Annotated in this window: 22 protein-coding genes; 12 read left to right on the top strand and 10 right to left on the bottom strand. The window is 59.7% G+C overall.

Going from position 1 to position 22478, the window contains the following annotated elements; all coding sequences use genetic code 11:
- Positions 1-158: 158 nt before the first annotated feature.
- On the top strand, positions 159-1121 hold the full coding sequence (gene trxB / locus KGB25_RS08475) for a thioredoxin-disulfide reductase (protein WP_008026963.1): 963 nt from the start codon (positions 159-161) through the stop codon (positions 1119-1121).
- Positions 1122-1274: 153 nt separating this feature from the next.
- On the opposite strand, the gene KGB25_RS08470 is transcribed toward trxB, so the two are convergent.
- The 7 genes from KGB25_RS08470 to KGB25_RS08440 form a co-directional block, all read right to left on the bottom strand.
- Complete coding sequence (locus tag KGB25_RS08470) at positions 1275-2525, bottom strand: aspartate aminotransferase family protein (protein ID WP_223434781.1); 1251 nt, start codon at positions 2523-2525, stop codon at positions 1275-1277.
- Positions 2526-2781: 256 nt separating this feature from the next.
- Positions 2782-3120 (bottom strand): HopJ type III effector protein, encoded by a 339-nt coding sequence (locus KGB25_RS08465; RefSeq protein WP_008037347.1) that lies wholly within the window; start codon positions 3118-3120, stop codon positions 2782-2784.
- A complete protein-coding gene (locus tag KGB25_RS08460) occupies positions 3113-3409 on the bottom strand; it encodes a DUF1244 domain-containing protein (protein ID WP_008026968.1) in 297 nt (98 codons plus the stop codon). Before KGB25_RS08460 ends, KGB25_RS08465 begins: the two co-directional genes overlap by 8 nt.
- Positions 3410-3477: 68 nt before the next feature.
- On the bottom strand, positions 3478-3849 hold the full coding sequence (gene folX / locus KGB25_RS08455) for a dihydroneopterin triphosphate 2'-epimerase (protein WP_008026970.1): 372 nt from the start codon (positions 3847-3849) through the stop codon (positions 3478-3480).
- A 2-nt stretch (positions 3850-3851) separates the two neighbouring features.
- Positions 3852-4427, bottom strand: a complete 576-nt coding sequence (gene folE / locus KGB25_RS08450) for a GTP cyclohydrolase I FolE (protein ID WP_008026971.1) — start codon at positions 4425-4427, stop codon at positions 3852-3854.
- Positions 4428-4448: 21 nt separating this feature from the next.
- Positions 4449-5159, bottom strand: a complete 711-nt coding sequence (folM, locus tag KGB25_RS08445; RefSeq protein WP_223434780.1) for a dihydromonapterin reductase — start codon at positions 5157-5159, stop codon at positions 4449-4451.
- A gap of 169 nt (positions 5160-5328) precedes the next feature.
- Positions 5329-5898, bottom strand: coding sequence for an antibiotic biosynthesis monooxygenase (locus KGB25_RS08440; RefSeq protein WP_223434779.1), 570 nt, complete (start codon positions 5896-5898; stop codon positions 5329-5331).
- A 175-nt stretch (positions 5899-6073) separates the two neighbouring features.
- Between KGB25_RS08440 and KGB25_RS08435 the strand changes: the two genes are divergently transcribed.
- The gene (locus KGB25_RS08435; RefSeq protein WP_207285264.1) at positions 6074-7069 is read left to right on the top strand and encodes a MerR family transcriptional regulator; all 996 of its coding nucleotides are present in this window, start codon (positions 6074-6076) and stop codon (positions 7067-7069) included.
- A 1-nt stretch (position 7070) separates the two neighbouring features.
- On the opposite strand, the gene KGB25_RS08430 is transcribed toward KGB25_RS08435, so the two are convergent.
- Positions 7071-7676 (bottom strand): hypothetical protein, encoded by a 606-nt coding sequence (locus tag KGB25_RS08430; protein ID WP_192227748.1) that lies wholly within the window; start codon positions 7674-7676, stop codon positions 7071-7073.
- Positions 7677-7730: 54 nt separating this feature from the next.
- A complete protein-coding gene (locus tag KGB25_RS08425) occupies positions 7731-8207 on the bottom strand; it encodes a PAS domain-containing protein (RefSeq protein ID WP_008037334.1) in 477 nt (158 codons plus the stop codon).
- A gap of 143 nt (positions 8208-8350) precedes the next feature.
- On the opposite strand from KGB25_RS08425, the gene KGB25_RS08420 reads away from it, so the two are divergent.
- The 8 genes from KGB25_RS08420 to KGB25_RS08385 all read left to right on the top strand — a co-directional run bounded on the left by KGB25_RS08420 (position 8351) and on the right by KGB25_RS08385 (position 18904).
- A complete protein-coding gene (locus KGB25_RS08420) occupies positions 8351-8806 on the top strand; it encodes a flavodoxin (protein WP_008037332.1) in 456 nt (151 codons plus the stop codon).
- A gap of 223 nt (positions 8807-9029) precedes the next feature.
- Positions 9030-9812 (top strand): class II aldolase/adducin family protein, encoded by a 783-nt coding sequence (locus KGB25_RS08415; protein WP_207285263.1) that lies wholly within the window; start codon positions 9030-9032, stop codon positions 9810-9812.
- Positions 9812-10714, top strand: coding sequence for an alpha/beta fold hydrolase (locus KGB25_RS08410; protein WP_223434777.1), 903 nt, complete (start codon positions 9812-9814; stop codon positions 10712-10714). The genes KGB25_RS08415 and KGB25_RS08410 overlap by 1 nt, the downstream gene beginning before the upstream one ends.
- Before the next feature lie 400 nt (positions 10715-11114).
- Positions 11115-12026 (top strand): SDR family oxidoreductase, encoded by a 912-nt coding sequence (locus KGB25_RS08405; RefSeq protein WP_008026988.1) that lies wholly within the window; start codon positions 11115-11117, stop codon positions 12024-12026.
- A 494-nt stretch (positions 12027-12520) separates the two neighbouring features.
- Complete coding sequence (locus KGB25_RS08400) at positions 12521-14314, top strand: DUF1302 domain-containing protein (protein WP_223434776.1); 1794 nt, start codon at positions 12521-12523, stop codon at positions 14312-14314.
- A 23-nt stretch (positions 14315-14337) separates the two neighbouring features.
- Positions 14338-15705, top strand: a complete 1368-nt coding sequence (locus tag KGB25_RS08395; protein ID WP_223434775.1) for a DUF1329 domain-containing protein — start codon at positions 14338-14340, stop codon at positions 15703-15705.
- A 140-nt stretch (positions 15706-15845) separates the two neighbouring features.
- Entirely contained in the window at positions 15846-18401 is a 2556-nt protein-coding gene (locus KGB25_RS08390; RefSeq protein ID WP_223434774.1) for a LuxR C-terminal-related transcriptional regulator, read from the top strand.
- A gap of 140 nt (positions 18402-18541) precedes the next feature.
- The gene (locus tag KGB25_RS08385; RefSeq protein ID WP_223434773.1) at positions 18542-18904 is read left to right on the top strand and encodes a hypothetical protein; all 363 of its coding nucleotides are present in this window, start codon (positions 18542-18544) and stop codon (positions 18902-18904) included.
- Here the strand turns inward: KGB25_RS08385 and KGB25_RS08380 are convergent, their stop codons facing one another.
- Positions 18905-19699 (bottom strand): IclR family transcriptional regulator, encoded by a 795-nt coding sequence (locus KGB25_RS08380; RefSeq protein ID WP_008037322.1) that lies wholly within the window; start codon positions 19697-19699, stop codon positions 18905-18907.
- Positions 19700-19864: 165 nt separating this feature from the next.
- Between KGB25_RS08380 and hmgA the strand changes: the two genes are divergently transcribed.
- On the top strand, positions 19865-21169 hold the full coding sequence (gene hmgA / locus KGB25_RS08375; protein ID WP_008026999.1) for a homogentisate 1,2-dioxygenase: 1305 nt from the start codon (positions 19865-19867) through the stop codon (positions 21167-21169).
- Between the two features lie 3 nt (positions 21170-21172).
- Positions 21173-22477, top strand: coding sequence for a fumarylacetoacetase (fahA, locus tag KGB25_RS08370; RefSeq protein WP_008027000.1), 1305 nt, complete (start codon positions 21173-21175; stop codon positions 22475-22477).
- The last annotated feature ends 1 nt before the right edge of the window (position 22478 follow it).

Raw genomic sequence — 22478 nt, 5'->3', positions numbered from 1 at the left:
TTCCTTAATCTTCGCCCCCTCGATACGCTGCACCCAATCTTTTTACAGGACTGTCGAGTTCAAGCCTTCCCCAAGTGCTTTCAACGGTCCTTTTTTATTCCCGCCGGCAACCCGGCGTTCCGCGCCAGGTATTCCGGGCCGGTCAACAGGAGCAGGTCATGTCTGAAGTCCGTCATTCGCGAGTGATTATTCTCGGTTCCGGCCCTGCCGGTTACAGCGCCGCGGTCTATGCCGCCCGTGCCAACCTCAAGCCACTGCTGATCACCGGTATGCAAGCCGGCGGTCAACTGACCACCACCACCGAAGTCGACAACTGGCCGGGCGATGTCCACGGTCTGACCGGCCCTGCGTTGATGGAGCGGATGCGTGAGCACGCCGAGCGCTTTGAAACCGAGATCGTTTTCGATCACATCAATGCCGTGGACTTCGCCGCCAAGCCTTACACCCTGACCGGCGACAGCGCGACTTACACCTGCGACGCCCTGATCATCGCCACCGGCGCCAGCGCTCGCTACCTGGGCCTGCCATCGGAAGAAGCGTTCATGGGCAAAGGCGTTTCGGCCTGCGCGACGTGCGACGGTTTCTTCTACCGCAACAAGCCAGTGGCCGTGGTTGGTGGCGGTAACACCGCTGTCGAAGAAGCCTTGTACCTGGCCAACATCGCCAGCACCGTGACCCTGATCCACCGTCGCGAAACCTTCCGCGCCGAGAAGATCCTGATCGACAAGCTCAATGCTCGCGTTGCCGAAGGCAAGATCATCCTGAAGTTGAACTCGAACCTGGACGAAGTCCTGGGCGACAACATGGGCGTGACCGGTGCTCGCCTGAAGAACAACGACGGCAGCTTCGACGAGCTGAAAGTCGACGGCGTGTTCATCGCCATCGGCCACACCCCGAACACCTCGCTGTTCGAAGGCCAGCTGACATTGAAAGACGGTTACCTGGTGGTGCACGGCGGCCGTGAAGGCAATGCGACCGCGACCAACGTTGAAGGCATCTTTGCTGCCGGTGACGTGGCTGACCACGTTTACCGTCAAGCGATCACCTCGGCCGGCGCTGGTTGCATGGCGGCACTGGACACCGAGCGTTACCTCGACGGTCTGCAGAACGCTTCGTTCTGATTCCGTTGAACTGAAAAAACCGGCTTCGGCCGGTTTTTTTGTGCCGCTCATTTTGCTTGTCCTGTAGGAGCCGGCTTGCTGGCGATGCAGGCGGCGCGGTGCTCCTGTCATACCGAGTCGACTGGATCGCCAGCAAGCCGGCTCCTACAGGGATCAGGTCAGCTTTTTCAGGCACGCTTCCAGGATGTCGAGGCCTTCTTCCAGCACCGCCGCCTCCGTGGTCAACGGCGCCAGCAGCCGGATGATGTGCCGCGACTTGCCGCTAGGCATCAGCAGCAACCCCGCTTCACGGGCCAGGGCCAACAGTTGTGTCAGCTGCGCCGGGGCGGGTGTGCCGTCGGCGTTGGCCAGTTCGATGCCGCGCATGGCGCCGACACCGGTCAGGCGTCCGAGATAAGGGGAAACCTTGTTGGCTCGCCAGGCTTCGTAGCGGCTGACGATTGCTTCTTCCTGCTGCGAACCCCAGGCGTGCAGGTTGGCGTCGGTCATTTCATCCAGCGTCGCCAACGCAGCGGCGCAGGCGATCGGATTGCCCGAATAAGTGCCGCCCAGTCCGCCCTTGGGCAAAGTGTCGAGCAGCGACTTGCGCCCGACCACCGCCCCCAGCGGCACGCCGCCGGCAATGCTTTTGGCCAGCAGGATCAGGTCCGGCTTGATGCCCAGTCGCGAGAACGCAAACCGCTGGCCGGTGCGGCCGAAGCCGGACTGAATTTCATCGGCGATCAGCAGGATGTTCTTTTCATCACAGAACTTGCGCAAGGCCTGAGCGAACTCGACATCCATCGCCAGGAAACCGGCTTCACCCTGCACAGGCTCGACGATAAAGCACGCCACGTCGTCGACATCGATCTCGACGCTGAACAGCCGATCCATCGCCTTCAACGCTTCGGCGCAGGTCACGCCGTTGTCCTTGCTCGGGTAGGGCAAATGGAACACCGGACCGGGCAACACGCCGACCTTCTGTTTGTAGGGCGCGACTTTGCCATTGAGGTTGAGAGTGGCGAGGGTGCGCCCGTGGAAGGCGCCGTCGAAAGCGATGACGGCCGTGCGACCGGTCGCACCCCGAACGATCTTCAGGGCGTTTTCCGCTGCTTCCGCGCCGCTGTTGCTGAGCATGCCGCTGACCGGGTAATCCACCGGGATGAACGCGGCCAGACGCTCCATGAGTTCGAGGTAAGGCACGTGCGGGGCGGCGTTGAACGCGTAGTGCGTCAACCGGGTGGCTTGTTCGCGAATGGCCTCGACGATGCGCGGGTGGCAATGGCCGAGGTTCAACACGCCGATGCCGCCGACAAAGTCGATGTAGCGTTTGCCCTCGGTGTCCCAGACCTCGGCATTTTTGCCGTGGCTGAGCGTGACAGGGTGCACGATGTTGATCGACCGGCTGATGGTTTCGCTGCTCATGGATGACCGACTCTGAAGAAGGGAGGCTCTTCTTTTATCTAAGCCGCGAGCAGTGGTGCCGGGCAAACGAAATAAAGTTGCCGGGTCAATCTTAAAAGTCGGGATGTGGTTTGAGCGTTGTGCAAAATCAATCAAAACAACGCAGAACCCTTGTAGGAGCCGGCTTGCCGGCGATGGCGTCTTCGAAGGCGATGCACGACTCGAGGGACCCATCGCCGGCAAGCCGGCTCCTACAGTGGGAGGTGTTGCTCAGAAATCAGCGGCGGGTCAGGGGTTGCTGGGTGAACTTCACACCGGCCAGGCCATGGGCAATCAACGCGCGGATGTTGCCGTGATCGCTGCCTTCTGGGGTGGCTACGACGGAGCGGTAATGCTCGCCGAATGCCAACAGCGCTTCTTCATCGCTCAACCCTTCCAGCAGCGCCAGGCCCAGGGTCTTGCACGAACCTTCGTTTTGCCCGGCGGCGTTTTCCACGCCGCCGTTGTTGAACGCCTGTGGCTGGTAGTCATAACCGGCGGCGATGAAGGCCAGGGTGTCGGCAAAAACGTGTTCGCCGCTCTTGAGGCTGGCGCGCAGGGTGTTCAAATCACTCATTGGGTTTTCCTTTGGCGAACGCTGCTTGTTGCTCGGCGCTGGCTTCTTGCTGATATTGGGCTTTCCACTCGGCGTACGGCATGCCGTAGACGACTTCACGGGCGTCGTCGAGGCTGACCTCGATCTGACGTTCGTCAGCCGCGGCCTTGTACCATTTGGACAGGCAGTTGCGGCAGAAACCCGAGAGGTTCATCAGGTCGATGTTCTGCACATCCTTGCGGCTGTCCAGGTGCGCGACCAGCCGGCGGAAGGCGGCGGCTTCAAGTTCGAGGCGTTGTTGGTCAGTCATGATGGGCTCTGTGTTACTCAGTCGTGCGCGAGATAATAAAAGTCTGGCGAGCAATGCGCCAGACGCGGTCAGCGGCTCGCGGCCAGGGTGATCGACACTGACTCGGCGAAACGCAGGGCGTGGGGCTTGTCGACTTCGACTTCGGCGTACAGCACCGACTCATTGGCCATGACCAGATCGAGAATTTCCTGGGTCAGGCGTTCGAGCAGGGCAAAGCGATTGCCTTCCACGTGAGCGATGATCGCTTTGGTGATGGTCCGGTAATTCAGCGCGTGATCGATGTCGTTGTCACGCACCGCTTCCTGGGCTGCATACAGGATCGTCAGGTTGATCAGCACGTCCTGCTTGTTGAGGATTTCATCCTCGTTGATCCCGATGAACGTCCGCAGGCACAGGTCTTTGACCCGGATGCGTGCCATTCCTGGTTGAAGTTGTGGCATTGCTACTTGCTCCGTCCAATCAATTGCAGGAACTCCTGACGGGTGTTGCTCGACTCGCGGAAGGCGCCGAGCATCACCGAGGTGTTCATGGTCGAATTCTGTTTCTCGACGCCGCGCATCATCATGCACATGTGCTGTGCCTCGATGACCACCGCGACACCGGCGGCACCGGTCACTTGTTGCACTGCGTCGGCGATTTGCCGGGTGAGGTTTTCCTGGATTTGCAGGCGACGGGCAAACATGTCCACCAGCCGCGCAATCTTCGACAGGCCCAGCACTTTACCCGTTGGAATATAAGCCACATGCGCCTTGCCGATGAAGGGCAGCAGGTGATGTTCACAGAGTGAATACAGCTCGATGTTGTCGACAATGATCATTTCATCGTTGTCGGAGGCGAACAACGCGCCGTTGACGATTTCTTCGACACATTGCTCGTAACCATGACACAGGTACTGCATGGCTTTGGCTGCGCGCGCCGGCGTATCGAGCAGGCCTTCGCGGTCGGGATTTTCACCGAGACCGATGAGGATCTCGCGGTAGTTCTGGGACAGGGCGTTCTGGGGCCGGGATAACGTCATGAAATATCCTCGCGGGGCAACTTACTTGAGGTGCCGCCCGCCGTTGACGGTCAGGGTCGTGCCGGTGACATAAGGGTTGTCGAGCAAATAACGCAGGCTTTGGTAGATCACGTCGCTACCGGGTTCGATACCCAATGCGGATTTGGCCAGAGCCTTGGCGCGGTACGCCGCGTCGTCGTCAGGGTTGAACAGTAGCAGGGCAGGGGCGATGCCGTTGACCTTGATGTCAGGCGCGTACTTCGCCGCGAAGGACAGGGTCAGGCTGTCGAGCCCGGCTTTGCTGGCGCAGTAGCCGATGTGCTTGCTGCTGCCCTTGCGCGTGACGTCATCGCTGATGTGCACGATGTCCGCCGGGGTCGAGCGTTGCAACAAGTCGGCACAGTGCAGGTTGATCAGGTAGGGCGCCAGCATGTGCACGCTGAACATGCGGGTAAACGCTGCGGCGTCGGTGTCCGGCGTTTCGGCCAGCCATTCGGATGCGTTGTGAATGATCGCCCGCAGGCAGTCGGTGTGGGTTTTCAGTTCGCTGATGAAGGCGAGAATCCCGGCCTCGCTGGAAAAGTCGGCGAGGATTGCCGTCGCCCCCAGATCGCGCAATGCCTGTACGCCGGGGCGTTCAGTGCGATAGCTGAAGATCAGCGCATGGCCGTCTTCGAGCAATCGCTGCGCGCAGTGCAGGCCGACACGCTGGCCGGCACCGGTGATGAGGATCGGGGCGGATGAAGAGGTCATGAACGGCTCGCGTCGCGGTAAGAGCAAAACTATACCAGCGCAACGCGACGTTCACCTATGACCTGTAGGAGCGAGCCTGCTCGCGATGGTCGTGAACGATAACACTGGGGGCCTGATACCCCGCGGCGCTTGGGCGTCCATCGCGAGCAGGCTCGCTCCTACATAGGTCTCATCGGTTTTGAGGGGAGGGTTCAACAGGTAATCGGCGTGTCGGCGCGCTGTTCAACCAACCTGCCAACAAACGGGTCGACAGCGGAATAAAGAAGTAGACCATCAACGGCGTCAGACACAGCGTGCTGATGAACACCCGAGGCAACAGGCTCATTTCGCCGAGCAACGGCCCCAGTACGAAGTTGAACAACAACGATACCGGGAAGAACGCCAACCAGATTGCCACGGCCTGTTTCCAGCGAGGCGGACGTGCGCCGGCAGCACCGAACCAGCCTTCGATGCCGCTCACGCGATGTTCCGTCTTATGTGCAAACAAGTCGCTGCCGCGCGCGAGCCAGGCGGTACGCGAGGCCGAATGCTCCCAGGCGTGCATGGTCTGCGCGTTGGCGAAGCGGAAAATGATCTGGAATTCGTCATCGTCGGGCGGCGGGGCGAGCACGCCTGAGCCGAGATAACCCTGGAAGTCGGTGGCCAGTTGTTCGCCTTCGCGCAACCAGGTCATCAGGTCCTGATAACGCCCATCGGCGACGCGGCGCGCAACCATCAGCGTGACGGGGGAGGTAGACATTATGTATCTCCGTATGACAATCGCGTTACTCCGGATAGGAGTTTCGCCAGGCGCAGCGCCGGGGTGGTGGGCTGCGTCTCGGAACAAGCAAGGATTGGTCCGGATTCTACAGGTTATGGCAGCGACAATCGTCGTTCATCAATGTATTGAATGGTGATGGGGCAAGAGAGGTAGAATGGGATCCAATTTATACGCGGACGTTGACTGCCCTATGCCTGTCTTGACTGAAGATGTCGCTGGTTTGCCGCGTGCTCTTTCCATAGAAAAGGAAGAACTGTTTCCGATCCGTGAAGTGTCACGGCTGACGGGCGTCAATCCGGTCACCTTGCGGGCGTGGGAGCGACGTTATGGTCTGATTCAGCCAATGCGCACCGAAAGCGGGCATCGCTTGTACGCAATGACCGATATCGAGCGGGTCCGCAGCATCCTGGGCTGGATCGAACGTGGCGTCGCCGTCAGCAAGGTCGGCAAGATACTGGCCAAGACTGCCCCGCTTCAAGCGTTGTCGCACATCATCCCCAACGAACTGGTGCAGGCTGACTACGCGCAGTGGCAGGAACAAGTCAAAGCGGCGGTGAGCGTGTTCGATGAGGTGCAACTGGAGCAGGTCTATGGGCAGATCTTTTCCAGTTACCCCCTGACCGTGGCGTTTCAGGACATTCTGATGCCACTCTGGAAGCAATTCCTGCAACGTCAGGAAGTGTTCGGCCAGGCCAGCGAGTGGCTATTCCTGGACGGTTTTTTGCGTTCCCGGGTATTACAGCGGCTGCTGCTGGTGCGCGTCATGCAGCCACGGCGCGTGATTGTCTGTCCCCTGAACGATCAATGTCGTGAACTCGAACTGTTGGTCACGGCGTTGTTTTTGAGCAGTGTCGATTCGGCCATTCAATTGCTGGCGGTTGGTCAGCCCTTTGATGAACTGGCGCTGGTCTGCGAAAGGGTCAAGCCCCAGGCGTTGGTGCTGTTTTCCAATCACGCGCCCACCAGCGATTTGCCGCGACGTTTGAATCGTCTGGCGATGAGCCTGGATTGCCAGTTGATGCTGGCCGGTGACGCGTCGGAACTGTCGCAGGAGAGCCTGGACGGATCGTCCATTGGCTGCCTGGGTAACGAAGGAGTGGTGATGCGTCAGCGCCTGAAACAGTTCCTGGCAGGCAACCTGGATACCTGAATCACAGATGCAGGGTCGGGTGGGTCAGTCGATGCTGCTGAAGGATGTACTGGCGAAGGCGCTCGGTTTCATCCTTGTCGCTCTGACTCAACTGATAGGCAAAGAAGCCGTTCTCGGTTTCTCTCTCGAAGGTGCCGCGCAACGCGATACGTTCGTAGCCTGACGGGCTGAACCACAACGCGAAATGCTTGGGCGGTTTGGTCTTGTTGCGAACTTCCAGCAAAACCCCTTTGAACGACACTTCATGCACCCACATCGTGCCGGGATGGCCGGCGGCATTTTCCAGGGCGACCGGTTCTTCGAGGAGCAGGCGCCATGGCCGGACCAACGGTCCGTCTTCATAAATGCTGGGGACGCCGAGGCGTAAATGCAGCGCGTGAAATTCGTCTTCCACCAGATGCAGCGGGAAGGTCATTTGCTGATTTTCGAAGTTGGCCTGGATCGTGACTTGCTCATGAGCAGCAAGGCGCGTGAGCAGGTCACGGATTTGCGAACCACCATTTACAAGCAGACTCGACGTCGCATCCCGCACATTGAGTTGCGGGTTGTGTTGCATGGTCTGGATAAAATCCAGCTCATCCTGGGTCAGGAGTGCGTCGCGCTGCATGATGGGCTCGAAAGGAAAAGTAACAAAGTCATCGGTGATTGTAGTTAATGACAATCAATTCTCGGTTTTGTTTGCGCCGTTCGTCGGTTTGAGCGCGGCGAGCTCGGCCTGAAGCTCTGCCACTTGCGCTTCAAGCTGCGCTACCCGCTGCTGCGCCTTGACCTGCACGGTGACGTCCTTTTGCACGCCGACAAAATACGTCTGACCGTCACTCGGGTTTTTCACCGTAGAAAGCGACAGCTCATTCCAGAAGGGCGTGCCGTCCTTGCGGTAGTTGCGCAGGATTTCCCGGCAGGAGCCGCCACTGCTCAACGCATTGCGAATCAAGGGCAGCGCTTCCTGGTCGCGGTCACCTGATTGCAGAAAGCGGCAATCCTGGTAGAGGATTTCTTCGCTGGTGTAACCGGTCAACCGTTCGAACGCCGGGTTGACGTAAATCAGGATGTTGTCGTGTTCACCTTCTTTTTCGGCAATCACGATGCCGTCGTTGGACGCGTCAATCACCATTTGCAGCAGTTGTGCGTTGATCATCGGAGAATCCTTTCCAGATTGATTGAGCGCAGCATTCTAAAAGAACTCTAGCGGCCTTCAATGCTTAATGAGAGCTAATCGCAGCTTTTTTGCTGTGGCTGTTAATATCCCTCATCTTTTTACTCAGCTTCAGGATCAGATTGATGAAAGTCGCCATCTTTTCGGGCTCGGTGTACGGCACGGCTGAAGAAGTCGCTCGCCACGCTGCGAATATTTTGAAAACCGCGGGCTTCGAAACCTTTCACAACCCGCGCGCCAGCCTTGCCGATGTACAGGCGTTTGGCCCGCAAGCCTTTCTGGCAGTGACTTCGACCACGGGCATGGGCGAACTGCCGGACAACCTGCAACCGTTGTATTTCGCCATTCGTGACCAATTGCCGGCCGCCTGGCGTGGTTTGCCGGGCGCGGTGATCGGCCTGGGCGATGCGAGCTACGGCGATACGTTCTGCGGCGGCGGTGAGTTGATGCGCGAGCTGTTCGGCGAACTGGGCATCCGCGAAGTGCTGCCGATGCTGCGCCTGGATGCCAGCGAAAGCGTCACCCCGGAAACCGATGCCGAACCCTGGCTGGCGGAACTCGTCACCGCTCTGCAGGGCTGACTGGCCATTCGCGAAGCAAGGCAAGCCAGGATTGTGCCGATTCGGGGCTGCGGAACCGGTTCGCGGACCCCTTGTTGGCGGCAGTACTTTGACATGGATCCAAGCTGTCTGGCGCAGTGACTCGCTAGGTCATCAAGCTGGCTGCCAATGCAACTACATGAACCCCGGGGGCTGACTAGACTGCTAAACGTGAGCAAAACAATAAGAACAGGAGTTCCTTGTCGTGAGCGTAGCCCCCGTCCAATCGCCCCACAGTGTCAAAGACCAGGTCAGTGCCGCCGAGTGGCAGACCCGCGTCGATCTGGCCGCCTGTTATCGTCTGGTCGCCCTGCATGGCTGGGATGATCTGATCTTCACGCACATCTCCGCCAAGGTGCCAGGCACTGAAGATTTCCTGATCAACCCGTTCGGGTTGATGTTCCACGAAATTACCGCTTCGAGCCTGGTCAAAGTCGATCAGGCCGGCAACAAGCTGATGGACAGCCCTTACGAGATCAACCCGGCGGGCTACACCATCCACAGTGCCGTGCACGAAGTGCGGCACGATGTCGTCTGTGTATTGCACACGCACACGGCGGCCGGCGTTGCGGTGTCGGCGCAGAAGCAAGGCGTTTTGCCGATCAGCCAACAGTCGCTGTTTGTTCTGTCGAGCCTGGCGTATCACGCCTATGAAGGCGTTGCGCTGAACCACGAAGAGAAGGCGCGGCTGCAGGCCGACCTCGGTGAAAACAATTTCCTGATGCTGCACAACCATGGGTTGCTGACCTGCGGCGGCACCATCGCCGACACGTTCCTGATGATGTTCACCTTCCAGCGCGCCTGCGATATCCAGGTGCTGGCACAGAACGGTGGCGCGGAACTCATCGCCATCGAACCGCAGATTCTGGCGGGCGCCAAGGCGATGATCGCCGGCGTCACCAAAAGTGCACAAGGGATGGGCGGCGCGCTGGCCTGGCCGGCGCTGCTGCGCAAACTCGATAAACAAGACGCGGGATATAAACTCTGATGCCTCTCGCCGAGATCCCCCTGTGTGTCTGGCGCAAGCGCAGCCAGACGTTCGACTTTCGTGATCAGACGGTGCGTTACTGGACGGCAGGGCAGGGTGAGCCGCTGTTGCTCATTCACGGCTTCCCGACCGCCAGTTGGGACTGGCACTACCTGTGGCAGCCGCTGGCCCAGCGTTATCGGGTGATTGCCTGCGACATGCTCGGTTTCGGCGATTCAGCCAAACCGGTGGATCATGAATACAGCCTCTTGGAGCAGGCCGATCTGCAACAGGCGTTGCTGGAACATTTGAACGTCGAGCAACCGGTGCACGTGCTTGCCCACGATTATGGCGACAGCGTGGCTCAGGAACTGTTGGCCCGGCATTACGAGGCACGCATTCACCTCGCCAGTTGCGTGTTCCTCAATGGGGGGCTGTTTCCTGAAACCCATCGCCCGGTGCTGATGCAAAAACTGTTGCTCAGCCCGTTGGGCTGGATGATCGGCCGCGCGTTTTCCCGTGATGCGCTGGTGAAGAGTTTTCGCCATATCTTCGGACCGCAGAGCCGTCCTACCGAGAGTGAGATGGATGATTTCTGGAGCCTGATCGACAGCAATCACGGGCCACGGATCATGCACAAGTTGATTGCCTACATCCCCGAGCGTCGGGTTCAGCGCGAGCGTTGGGTGAGTGCCATGCAGCGCGGCGAAGTGCCGTTGCGGGTGATCGATGGCGAGGTCGATCCGATCTCCGGCGGGCACATGGTCGAGCGCTATCGGGAGCTGATCCCGAACCCGGACACGGTCCTGCTGCCCGGCATCGGCCATTACCCGCAAACCGAAGCACCGGCTCAGGTGCTCAAGCATTATCTGGCGTTTCGCGACCGGCTGATTTCAACGCCGCTGAAAGTGGCCTGTTCGTAGGCATCACCGCAACCTTGCCGGCTAATGCGTCCTTGAGGGTTGTGGTGCTTGTCGGATTGCCATCGCCAGCAAGCCGGCTCCTACAGGTTTTGTGGTGTTTGGTGAGGTGGTGTTCACCCCAATCCTTGCCGGCGAATGCGTCCTCGAGGCTTGTGGTGCCTGTCGGATTGCCATCGCCGGCAAGCCGGCTCCTACAGTGTTTTTGTGGTGTTTGATGAGTTTGGGGCACCCCGGTCCTGTAGGAGCCGGCTTGCTGGCGATGGGCCGTGACTCGGTCCACGCGCTCATCATCCCCCCGCCTTATCGAGCACCATTCAGCCTACCCCGTGTTCATTGTGACCGGCAGCGCCTTGCCTGAGACTCGGACTTATTGTCCCTCGGCCTGCTGGAGTCCCCCCTAATGAATGAGCCTGTGCGCTTCGAAGATAAAGTCGTGATCATCACCGGAGCCGGTGGTGGCCTGGGCCGCGCTCATGCGCTGTTGTTCGCGAAACAGGGCGCCAGGGTGCTGGTCAACGATCTCGGTGGCTCGGCGCAAGGTGAAGGTGCAAACGCTTCGGCAGCAGACCGCGTAGTAGCGGAAATCCGTGAGGCCGGCGGCACTGCCGAGGCCAACCATGACTCCGTCACCGACGGCGACAAAATCGTCCAGAACGCCCTCGACGTTTTCGGCCGGGTCGACGTAGTGGTCAACAACGCCGGGATCCTGCGGGACAAGACTTTCCACAAAATGGACGATGCCGATTGGGACCTGGTCTATCGCGTCCACGTCGAAGGCGCCTACAAAGTCACCCGCGCCGCCTGGCCGCACATGCGCGAGCAAAATTATGGTCGCGTGATCTTCACCGCATCCACCTCGGGCATCTACGGCAACTTCGGCCAGTCCAACTACGGCATGGCCAAGCTCGGCCTCTACGGCTTGACGCGTACCCTGGCCATAGAAGGCCGCAAAAACAACATCCTGGTCAACGCCATCGCCCCAACCGGCGGCACCCGCATGACCGAAGGCCTGATCCCGCCGCAAGTGTTCGAACAACTCAAGCCGGAACTGGTCAGCCCGCTGGTGGTGTACCTCGCCAGCGAAAACTGCCAGGAAACCTCGGGGCTGTTTGAGGTCGGTGGCGGCTGGATGGGCAAGGTGCGTTGGGAGCGCAGCCTCGGCGCCGGGTTCGATCCACGGGTCGGGTTTTCACCGGAAGATGTGGCGGCGCACTGGCAGCAGATCTGCGACTTCGAAGGCGCAGCACATCCAAAGGACAACATCGAAGCGTTGAAGGAAATGATGGGCAATTTGCAGAAGTATTCCCTCTGATTCCTTCGCCTCGCGCAGGGCTTGCCTGAGTCCTGCCTCCGCGCAAAACCATCGCCCATAAAAAAGGCCGCTGCAAACGCAGCGGCCAAAGTAAGACGTTGGATCAAGGAGCTACAAATCAACGTCAGTGAACATGGGGTGATGAGTCGAAACCTTCGACACATCTGAAATCTGTCGCCAATGGCGCGGACTGATCACACGCCATCGCGGTGTGCTGTCAGGCTGTTGCCGTGAAAGCCCGACAAGAATAAGCGCTTGAGTCCAAAGGAAAAATAGCGATTCCAGACATGCAGTATTGCAGCCTGGGCAACAGTCTCGCGCTCATGCATCCGGCTGATGAACCTCCATCCACTTCATCCATACCTCGCGCAACTCCCCGCGCCGCAAGGCCATTCATCCTTTAGAGCTACACAACGAATACCTCCTTGGTGCGCTTATCGCTCCCGACCTGCGGCAGTAGGGTGTGGCCTTCTGTCACTCACCGGGGAAGACGCATGACAAAAACAACAATGCGCGCCATCTTCACACCGCAGGCGCTGGCCGCTGCGGTTGCCTTGGGTTGCTGTGCCCAGGCGCAGGCCGTTTCATTCAACATTGGCGAAATCGAGGGAACATTCGACTCCTCGCTGTCCGTCGGCGCGAGTTGGGGCATGCGCGATGCCGATAAATCGCTGGTGGGCATCGTCAACGGCGGGACCGGCCAGGCGTCGACCGGTGACGACGGGCGTCTGAACTTCAAGAAGGGCGAAACCTACTCCAAGATCTTCAAGGGCATTCACGACCTCGAACTGAAGTACGGCGACACCGGCGTGTTCGTCCGTGGCAAGTATTGGTACGACTTCGAACTTAAGGACGAAGACCGCGAGTTCAAGCCGATCAGCGATCACAATCGCAAAGAGGGTTCCAAGTCTGCCGGCGCGCAGATCCTCGATGCGTTCGTCTATCACAACTACTCCATCGCCGATCTGCCGGGCACCTTGCGCGCGGGTAAACAGGTGGTCAGTTGGGGCGAAAGTACCTTCATCGGCAACTCGATCAACAGCATCAACCCGGTCGACGTTTCAGCGTTCCGTCGTCCTGGCGCGGAAATCAAGGAAGGCCTGATTCCGGTGAACATGCTGTTCGCCTCTCAGGGCCTGACCGACAAACTTACCGTGGAAGGTTTCTATCAACTGGAGTGGGACCAGACCGTTCTCGACAACTGCGGCACCTTCTTCGGCGGGGACGTGGCGGCAGATGGCTGCAACACGGGATACACAGTCGCCAGCCCGGCGATTGCACCGTTGCAACCGATCGCTGCCGCTTTTGGCCAAGGCTTCCAGGTCGGCAAGGAAGGGGTGATTGTGCCCCGTGGTGGCGACCGCGACGCCCGCGACTCCGGGCAATGGGGCACGGCGTTGCGCTGGTTGGGTGATGACACCGAGTACGGCCTGTACTTCATGAACTACCACAGCCGCACCCCGAATGTTGGCACCACCACTGCCGGGGCGGGGACGCTGGCACGGATACCGGCCATCGTTTCTACCGCGAACGCCATCGCACCCGGCACCGGTTCGGCCTTGGCCCAGAGCGTGATGCTCGGTCGCGGCCAGTACTATCTCGAATACCCGGAAGACATCCGCCTCTACGGCGCGAGCTTCTCCACCACCTTGCCGACCGGCACCGCATGGACCGGCGAGATCAGCTATCGCCCCAACGCACCGGTGCAGGTCAACAGCACCGACCTGACACTGGCCTTGCTCAACCCGATTGCCGGCGGCGCTGCTTCGCCAATCGCCACCCGGCCAGGCGCGGATAACAAAGGCTATCGCCGCAAGGAAGTGACGCAGATCCAGAGCACCCTGACGCACTTCATCGATCAGATCGCCGGCGCGGACCGTTTGACCCTGGTGGGTGAGGCGGCCGTTGTTCACGTCGGCGGGCTGGAAGACAAAAGCAAGCTGCGTTACGGCCGCGACTCGGTCTACGGACAGTACGGTTTCCGTGGTGATACCGACGGTTTCGTCACCTCGACATCCTGGGGCTACCGTGCCCGCGCGATCCTTGATTACAACAACGTCATCGCCGGAATCAATTTCAAACCCAACCTGTCGTGGTCCCATGACGTCGCCGGTTACGGCCCCAACGGGCTGTTCAACGAAGGCGCCAAGGCCATCAGCGTCGGCGTCGATGCGGACTATCGCAACACCTATACCGCGAGCTTGAGTTACACCGATTTCTTCGGCGGTGACTACAACACCCTGGAAGATCGCGACTTCCTGGCGCTGAGCTTTGGCGTGAACTTCTGATCTGGCTGAGAAGGATGATTTCAATGCGCAAAATGATTCTGCAATGCAGCGTTCTGGCCCTGAGCCTGTTGGCCGTCGATGTAATGGCCGCGGTGTCGCCGGAAGAAGCCAATAAACTCGGCACCAGCCTGACGCCGTTGGGCGCCGAGAAGGCGGGTAATGCCGATGGCTCGATTCCGGCCTGGACCGGCGGCATCCCGAAAAACGCCGGCGCGGTGGACAGCAAAGGGTTCCTTGCCGACCCGTTCGCCAATGAAAAGCCGCTGTTTACCATCACGGCGGCAACCGTCGACAAGTACAAGGACAAGCTCTCCGACGGCCAGATCGCGATGTTCAAACGCTACCCGGAGACCTACAAGATCCCGGTCTATCCGACCCACCGTACAGTGGCCTTGCCAGCGGACATCTACGAGTCGGCCAAGCGCAGCGCGCTGAATGTAACGCCGATCAACGACGGCAATGGCCTGGCCAATTTCACCGGCAATCGCTACTACGCGTTTCCGATTCCGAAGAACGGCGTTGAGGTGATCTGGAACCACGTCACCCGTTATCACGGCGGCAATTTGCGTCGCACCATCACCCAGGCCACGCCGCAGTCCAATGGCGATTTCACGGTGATCCGCTTCAAGGATGAAGTCGCCGTGCCTTCGCTGCTGGGGGACTTGAAACCCGGCAGCGACGACAACGTGCTCAGCTACTTCAAGCAGGAAGTCACGGCGCCGGCGCGGTTGGCCGGCAACGTGTTGCTGGTTCACGAGACCCTCGACCAGGTCAAGGAACCGCGCAAGGCCTGGATCTACAACGCCGGTCAACGTCGCGTGCGGCGTGCGCCGCAGGTGGCCTATGATGGCGTCGGCACCTCGTCCGACGGGTTGCGCACCACCGACAACTTCGACATGTTTTCCGGCGCACCGGATCGCTATGACTGGAAGCTGATCGGCAAGAAGGAAATGTACATCCCTTACAACAGCTACAAGCTCGACTCGCCGAATCTCAAGTACACCGATGTGATCAAGGCCGGGCATATCAATCAGGACCTCACACGCTACGAGTTGCACCGGGTCTGGGAGGTGGTCGCCACGGTCAAGCCCAACGAACGGCACGTGTACGCCAAGCGTCACATGTACATCGACGAAGACAGCTGGCAGGTGGCACTGGCCGATCACTATGACGGTCGCGGTCAGCTGTGGCGTGTGGCCGAAGGTCATGCCCAGTTCTACTACGATCACCAGGTTCCGGCCTACACCGTTGAAGCGCTGTACGACTTGATCGCCGGTCGCTACATCGCACTGGGGATGAAGAACGAGGAGAAGCACAGCTTCGAATTCGGCATCGATGCCAAAGCAGGTGACTACACGCCAGCAGCGCTGCGGAGTACAGGGGTGAGGTAATCATTCCTACAGGCTCTACAGAAAAAGGTGACTTTGCGGTCACCTTTTTTATAGGTGTCGATAAGTGTGTTGAATACTTCTTCAACAAGCCGTGTAGAGAGGGCTAGGGTGGCGCCACAATTATAAAAAGGCGCACCACTATGACCGCCATGGCCCCGTGTCTGGACCGTCCTGGACTTCTGCCCCGTTTGTCTTCCCATCACCAGTCTCGCGAGCGGCTGATCGAGCCGTTACTGGCCTCGACCGCACGCGTGAAATTGCTCTGTGCGCCGGCGGGCAGTGGCAAGAGTGCGCTGCTGATCGAATGCCTGTTGCAGGCGCCCGAGCAGTGCCGGGTCTGTTGGTTGCCGTTGGCGGGGGAGCCGATGGAGGCTGCCGATTTTCGGCAGCGGCTGGCCCACGCATTGGGATTGGTCGCGGCGGACGAATCCGCATTGCTGTCATCGCTGGCTCAATGGCAGACGCCGACCTGGCTGTGCCTCGATGACTATTGCCGCACGCCCAACCCGGAGCTGGACTTGCTGCTCGACCGGTTGCTGGCTATCAGCAGTCCGATGATTACCTGGTGGCTCAGTGGTCGCCGCCGCCCGCAATGCAATTGGCCACGCTTGTTGCTCGCCGATGAGCTGTACGACTGCGAGCGCGCCACTCTGGCCTTCACTCAAACGGAAATTGCCCGACTGCTGCATCACCTGGAGCCGGAGCAGGCGGCGAAACGTGCCGGCAGGATCATCGAACTCAGCGGTGGCTGGTGCGCGGGTGTGCGGATAGCGCTGCTGCAAAAATGCGACTGGTCGCGCAACGAGTCGCTGCACGGTCGGCCGGACACCCTGCACGATTACCTCGAACACGAATTGTTCGGCATGCTGACCCCGGAGCTGGCGGAAGCCTGGCGGGTGCTGGCCCATTTGCAGCGATTCAATGCGCGGTTGTGCGACCACCTGTTCGGTGCAGGCGAGGGCGCCCAATGCCTGAGCACGTTGCAGGCGTTGGGCTGCTTCATCGAGCCCTGGCAGGACTCGACCGACTGGCTGCAGATTTTCACCCCCCTCACGCAATTGATGCGCGAAGAGCAATGGCCGGCGGGACGTTCCTGGCATCGCCGCGCTTGTCAGTGGTTCGCCGCCGAACTGGACTGGAAAGCTGCGTTTGAACAAGCCTTGCTGGCCGAAGAGTTCGAGGTCGCGGTCAGCCTGTTGCAGCATTTCAGTTTCGAGCACCTGTTCGAAGAGCAGACCGTTGTGCTGTTGTTGCGTCTGCATGAACACAAAGGCGACGAGTTGATGCTTGGCTCGCCGCAACTGGTGGGGCTGATCACCGCGGCGTTGCTGTTTGCCGGGCGGTTCGAGCAGGCGGGTGAGTGCATCGGGTATTTGTCACGCTTCGCCCCTCAGCCGTCGGCGTTGCATCAACGGCAGCTGATGGCGCGTTGGCAGGCGATGCAGGGTTGGCTGTTGCATTTGCAGGGGCGCATGGAGCCTTCGCGCGCGCATTTGCTTGAGGCACTCGACGAACTCGATCCCTCGCTCTGGACGGCTCGGCTGATGTGCCTGTCAGCGCTGACCCAGCAAGCCTTGCTCAGGGGCGAGCTCGACGTGGCGCAGGCGACCAACCGTGAGGCGTTGTGCCTGGCGCGAGCGCAAGGTTCGCTGGTGTTCGAGGGGCTGCTGGAACTCGATCATGCGCAATTGCTCGAGCAGCGTGGTGCGTCCGGCCGGGCTGAAACCCTGCTGGCCAACATGCATGGCTTGCTCGTCCAGCAGCAACCGCTGGCCCAACCGCTGCTGGGGCGGATTGCCTTGCAGCGCGGACGCTTGAGCCTGTGTCAGGGACGAGAGACGCAGGCGGCCGCGTACTTCGAGAGCGGCCTGCAAATCTGCCTGCGCAGCCAGGACAAACGCGTGCTTTACGGTTTCCTCGGCCTCGCGCAATTGGCCGCCAATCGCCAGGACTACGCCCAGGCTTTTGTCCTGCTGCGTGACGCCGAACGATTGATGCAACAGCGGCGGATTCCAGACACGGTCTACCGCAGTGTTCTGCTGCAATACAGCTGCCATTTCTGGTTGCAGCAGGGCCGTCCGGATTTGGCCCATGAAGCCCTGACCCGGGTGCTGCGTCACTATCACGGAGTCCATGCTCGTCAGGCGCCGCCGGCGACGCTGGAGCTGATTCCCGGCCTTGAATACCTGCTGGTGCTGACCGAAGTGTATCGAGGGCAGGCGCCAAACCCTCTGGTGCAGCTCGAGGCTCAGTTGCACTGGGCGCGTCAACGGGGAATGGCGGGGCTGCAAGCGCAATTGCACCTGGCGCTGGCAGAAGTGGCCTGGCTGACGGGCGACACGCCTGCCGCTCGCGAGGCGATGCAGGAAGGTTTGGCACTGGTCGAGCGCTGCAATCTTCAACAGGCCCTGCGCGATCTGCAATTGCGCCAGCCACGCTTGCCGGAGGCGATCGGGCGTACCGAGTCGGGTAACCCTGCTGAACCGCTGGCTTCGGTCCAGAACCGCTTGAGTCAGCGTGAAATAGAAGTGCTTGAGTTAGTCGCCCTGGGTAACTCCAATCAACAGATAGCTGATCAGTTGTTCATATCGTTACATACCGTTAAAACCCACGCGCGGCGGATCAATGGAAAGTTGGGTGTAGAGCGGAGGACTCAGGCTGTGGCCAAAGCCAAAGTTCTGGGGATTGTTGTTTGAAGTGTTCGGTGTGTTTACGTCTACATACAAGTTTTGGGGTGTACTAAATTAGTTGGGTTGTTTATAAAGTGGGCGTCGGCCCGTCAATCAGTGTTTATATTTTTTGAATGTGTTTTGGCCGACTTCCATTATTAGTAAGGATGCTATTTGTGAGTAATAATTTGCTGGAAGAAGTAAGTAAAAAGTTGACTGGTGCGTTCGGTGTTTTAGGGTATGCCATTAATGTTGATGAAACTTACCTGAACTCGGTAGTGATCAACGACGAGGGAAAGCAGGTGGTTGATTACTCCGAGAGTTTGAGCTGGGCTATCATGGAGCAAGTGCAGGCGGATGAGTTGCCCAGGTTCAATACTGAATACGCGGGTATTTTTTCAAAGCGATGGACTTTTGATAAAGCCGATCGCGTTGCCTATTTGGACAGCATTGATCTTAATACTGCAGGTCGTATTGTGGTTGAGTCCTACCGAGAAGCAATTAAGCGCAACAGTAGCCTGTCAGCTTAATTAACCAGTGACAACGGATGGCTCATATCCCATTCGCCAACTAACGGCCCGCGTCGCCGCCAGCAATCGCTGCGCCGCCGGGCCGTTTTCGTCGGCGTGAAACAGTGACGCCGGGCCAACGATGGTCATGACGGCCACCACATTTCCCACCGCGTTGAATACCGGGGCCGACAACGCATCGACGCCGGGCATCAACAATCCATGCACATGGTGCAGGCCGCGCTCGCGGATCTGTTCACACAAGGTCACATAAGCCTGATCGTCCGCCAGCGTATGGGAACTGTTTGCCAGCACTTCCTGCTCGCGCAAATCCACCGTTTCACGCTTGGGCAGATAAGCGCCAAACACCAATCCCGTGGATGAACTGAGCAACGGCAACACAGAGCCCAATTGCGTCACCACGGTCACCGCGCGCACCGCCGGTTCGATATGCACCACGGTTGCGCCCTGATTGCCCCACACCGCCAAAAAACACGTTTCATTCAATTCATCGCGCAGTTCGGCCAAGGGCAGGGCGGCGACTTTCAGCACGTCCATACTGTTAAGTGCGGCCAACCCCACGCGCAGCGCTTCGCGGCCCAGGCCGTAATGGTTGGTGGCGGTGTTCTGTTCGGCAAAACCGCTGGCGATCAACGCCTGTAGATAGCGGTGAACCTTGCTTGCCGGCATCTGCACATGCTCGGCCAGGCGCGACAGTGAAGTCGATGGCGACAACTCGGCCAGTGCCTTGAGGATGTCGGTGCCGACCTCGGCCGAGCGGACTTTCTGTTTGTCGTTGTTGCGCGGCGTTTCCATGGAGGCAGTCTGATCCCGGGACGAATGGGCGTCTTTATAGCTTGACGGTCAATACCAATCAAATTACGTTATGCGTAATTGAATTACGATAAAAATAACCCAGGCGTGCCGAGACCTCTGCAACAGAGTGACAGGCCATTGCCTACTCCCTGTTCAGGAGGCTCCATGAACCTCGATTCAACGGCGCCCGCGCTGGCTTATCAGTCCGGTTTCGGCAATGAGTTCAGCAGTGAAGCGTTGCCCGGCGCACTGCCCGTCGGCCAGAACTCCCCGCAAAAAGCCCCATACGGCCTCTACACTGAGCTGTTCTCCGGCACCGCGTTCACCATGGTTCGCGCCGAAGCGCGGCGGACCTGGATGTACCGCATTCAGCCGTCGGCCAATCACCCGGCGTTCGTCAAACTGGATCGGCAACTGGCCGGCGGACCGTTGGGTGAAGTGACCCCCAATCGCCTGCGCTGGAACCCGTTGGACATCCCGACCGAGCCCACCGATTTCATTGACGGGCTGGTGAGCATGGTTGCCAATTCGGCGGCGGAAAAACCGGCCGGAATCAGCATTTACCATTACCGTGCCAACCGCTCCATGGAGCGCGTGTTCTTCAACGCGGATGGCGAACTGCTGCTGGTGCCGGAGCTGGGCCGCCTGCGCATTGCCACCGAGCTGGGCGTGCTGGAACTCGAGCCGCTGGAAATCGCCGTGCTGCCGCGCGGTCTGAAATTTCGCGTCGAACTGCTCGACCCGCAGGCGCGTGGCTACATTGCGGAAAACCACGGCGCGCCATTGCGCCTGCCGGACCTCGGACCGATTGGCAGCAACGGTCTGGCCAATCCACGGGACTTCCTGACCCCGGTCGCTCATTACGAAAATCTCAAGCAGCCGACCACCCTGGTGCAGAAATTCCTCGGCCAGTTGTGGGGTTGCGAGCTTGATCATTCGCCGCTGAACGTGGTCGCCTGGCACGGTAATAACGTGCCGTACAAATATGACCTGCGCCGTTTCAACACCATTGGTACGGTCAGCTTCGATCATCCGGATCCTTCGATTTTCACCGTCCTGACTTCGCCGACCAGCGTCCATGGCCTGGCCAATCTCGACTTCGTGATCTTCCCGCCACGCTGGATGGTCGCCGAAAAAACCTTCCGTCCACCGTGGTTCCACCGCAACCTGATGAACGAATTCATGGGCCTGATCAAGGGCGAGTACGACGCCAAGGCCGAAGGCTTCGTGCCCGGCGGTGCGTCGCTGCACAGTTGCATGAGCGCCCACGGCCCGGACGGCGAAACCTGCACCAAGGCAATCAACGCAGAACTCGCACCAGCGAAAATCGACAACACCATGGCCTTCATGTTCGAGACCAGTCAGGTGCTGCGCCCGAGTCGCTTCGCCCTCGATTGCCCACAACTGCAACCCCATTACGATGCCTGCTGGGCCACGCTGCCCGCTACTTTCGACCCGACCCGGAGATAACCCATGACTCAGACTTCCATCACTCGTAGCTGGGTTGCCTCCGCCAACGGCCATGTCGACTTCCCGCTGCAAAACCTGCCGCTGGGCGTGTTCAGCGTGAAGGGTTCTGCGCCGCGCAGTGGCGTGGCGATTGGCGAACACATCTTTGATCTGCAAGCGGCACTCGACGCCGGCCTGTTCGACGGTGCTGCAAAAGCGGCGGTCGAAGCCACCCGTGGCGGTCAGCTCAATGCGTTTTTCGAACTCGGCCGCGAGGCTCGTGTTGCCCTGCGTGAGCGCTTGATCGAACTGTTCAAGGAAGGCAGCACCCTGCACGGCAAGATCGAAGCCCAAGGTGCAAAACTGCTGCCGCTGGCGGCGAACTGCGAGATGCACCTGCCGGCGAAAATCAACGATTACACCGACTTCTACGTCGGCATCGAGCACGCGCAAAACGTCGGCAAACTGTTCCGTCCCGACAACCCGCTGCTGCCGAACTACAAGTACGTTCCGATCGGTTACCACGGCCGCGCATCGACCATTCGCCCGTCCGGCACCGACGTTCGCCGTCCGAAAGGCCAGACCCTGCCGGCCGGTCAGACCGAACCGACCTTCGGCCCGTGTGCACGGCTGGACTACGAACTGGAACTGGGCATCTGGATCGGCCAGGGCAACGACATGGGCGACTCGATTGCCATCGGCGACGCCGCCGATCACATCGCCGGTTTCTGCCTGCTCAACGACTGGTCGGCGCGGGATATCCAGGCGTGGGAATACCAGCCTCTGGGGCCGTTCCTGTCGAAGAGTTTCATTACCAGTATCTCGCCATGGGTGGTGACGGCCGAGGCGCTGGAACCGTTCCGTCGTGCGCAACCGGCGCGTCCGGAAGGCGATCCGCAGCCGCTGCCTTACCTGTTCGACAAACGTGACCAGGCCGCGGGTGCCTTCGACATCGAACTGGAAGTGCTGCTGCTGACCGAAGGCATGCGCGAGCAGAACCTGCCGGCCCATCGACTGACCCTGAGCAACACCCGACACATGTACTGGACCGTGGCGCAAATGGTCGCGCACCACAGCGTCAACGGCTGCCAGTTGCAGGCCGGCGATCTGTTCGGTTCGGGCACTTTGTCAGGGCCGGAAAACGGTCAGTTCGGCAGCCTGCTGGAAATCACCGAGGGCGGTAAAAAGCCGATCGAACTGGCCTCCGGCGAAGTGCGTAAATTCCTTGAGGACGGCGACGAAATCATCCTGCGCGCCCGTTGCAGCCGCGACGGTTTTGCCTCCATCGGTTTCGGCGAATGCCGCGGCAAAGTGCTGCCGGCGCGTTAAG

It is taken from the genome of Pseudomonas sp. BF-RE-21 (assembly GCF_019947305.1).
GTDB lineage: Bacteria > Pseudomonadota > Gammaproteobacteria > Pseudomonadales > Pseudomonadaceae > Aquipseudomonas > Aquipseudomonas migulae.
This window is presented reverse-complemented; position numbering and strand designations above follow the sequence as displayed.

Excerpts from the sequence above, each read along its gene's own strand:
- folX (WP_008026970.1), bottom strand. The coding sequence starts at position 3,849 with ATGCCACAACTTCAACCAGGAATGGCACGCATCCGGGTCAAAGACCTG.
- KGB25_RS08420 (WP_008037332.1), top strand. The coding sequence starts at position 8,351 with ATGAAAGTCGCCATCTTTTCGGGCTCGGTGTACGGCACGGCTGAAGAA.
- KGB25_RS08465 (WP_008037347.1), bottom strand. The coding sequence starts at position 3,120 with ATGAGTGATTTGAACACCCTGCGCGCCAGCCTCAAGAGCGGCGAACAC.
- KGB25_RS08435 (WP_207285264.1), top strand. The coding sequence starts at position 6,074 with ATGGGATCCAATTTATACGCGGACGTTGACTGCCCTATGCCTGTCTTG.
- KGB25_RS08385 (WP_223434773.1), top strand. The coding sequence starts at position 18,542 with ATGCTATTTGTGAGTAATAATTTGCTGGAAGAAGTAAGTAAAAAGTTG.
- KGB25_RS08395 (WP_223434775.1), top strand. The coding sequence starts at position 14,338 with ATGCGCAAAATGATTCTGCAATGCAGCGTTCTGGCCCTGAGCCTGTTG.
- fahA (WP_008027000.1), top strand. The coding sequence starts at position 21,173 with ATGACTCAGACTTCCATCACTCGTAGCTGGGTTGCCTCCGCCAACGGC.
- folM (WP_223434780.1), bottom strand. The coding sequence starts at position 5,159 with ATGACCTCTTCATCCGCCCCGATCCTCATCACCGGTGCCGGCCAGCGT.
- KGB25_RS08440 (WP_223434779.1), bottom strand. The coding sequence starts at position 5,898 with ATGTCTACCTCCCCCGTCACGCTGATGGTTGCGCGCCGCGTCGCCGAT.
- KGB25_RS08430 (WP_192227748.1), bottom strand. The coding sequence starts at position 7,676 with ATGCAGCGCGACGCACTCCTGACCCAGGATGAGCTGGATTTTATCCAG.
- KGB25_RS08390 (WP_223434774.1), top strand. The coding sequence starts at position 15,846 with ATGACCGCCATGGCCCCGTGTCTGGACCGTCCTGGACTTCTGCCCCGT.
- KGB25_RS08425 (WP_008037334.1), bottom strand. The coding sequence starts at position 8,207 with ATGATCAACGCACAACTGCTGCAAATGGTGATTGACGCGTCCAACGAC.
- KGB25_RS08410 (WP_223434777.1), top strand. The coding sequence starts at position 9,812 with ATGCCTCTCGCCGAGATCCCCCTGTGTGTCTGGCGCAAGCGCAGCCAG.
- KGB25_RS08380 (WP_008037322.1), bottom strand. The coding sequence starts at position 19,699 with ATGGAAACGCCGCGCAACAACGACAAACAGAAAGTCCGCTCGGCCGAG.
- trxB (WP_008026963.1), top strand. The coding sequence starts at position 159 with ATGTCTGAAGTCCGTCATTCGCGAGTGATTATTCTCGGTTCCGGCCCT.
- KGB25_RS08470 (WP_223434781.1), bottom strand. The coding sequence starts at position 2,525 with ATGAGCAGCGAAACCATCAGCCGGTCGATCAACATCGTGCACCCTGTC.
- KGB25_RS08460 (WP_008026968.1), bottom strand. The coding sequence starts at position 3,409 with ATGACTGACCAACAACGCCTCGAACTTGAAGCCGCCGCCTTCCGCCGG.
- hmgA (WP_008026999.1), top strand. The coding sequence starts at position 19,865 with ATGAACCTCGATTCAACGGCGCCCGCGCTGGCTTATCAGTCCGGTTTC.
- folE (WP_008026971.1), bottom strand. The coding sequence starts at position 4,427 with ATGACGTTATCCCGGCCCCAGAACGCCCTGTCCCAGAACTACCGCGAG.
- KGB25_RS08405 (WP_008026988.1), top strand. The coding sequence starts at position 11,115 with ATGAATGAGCCTGTGCGCTTCGAAGATAAAGTCGTGATCATCACCGGA.
- KGB25_RS08400 (WP_223434776.1), top strand. The coding sequence starts at position 12,521 with ATGACAAAAACAACAATGCGCGCCATCTTCACACCGCAGGCGCTGGCC.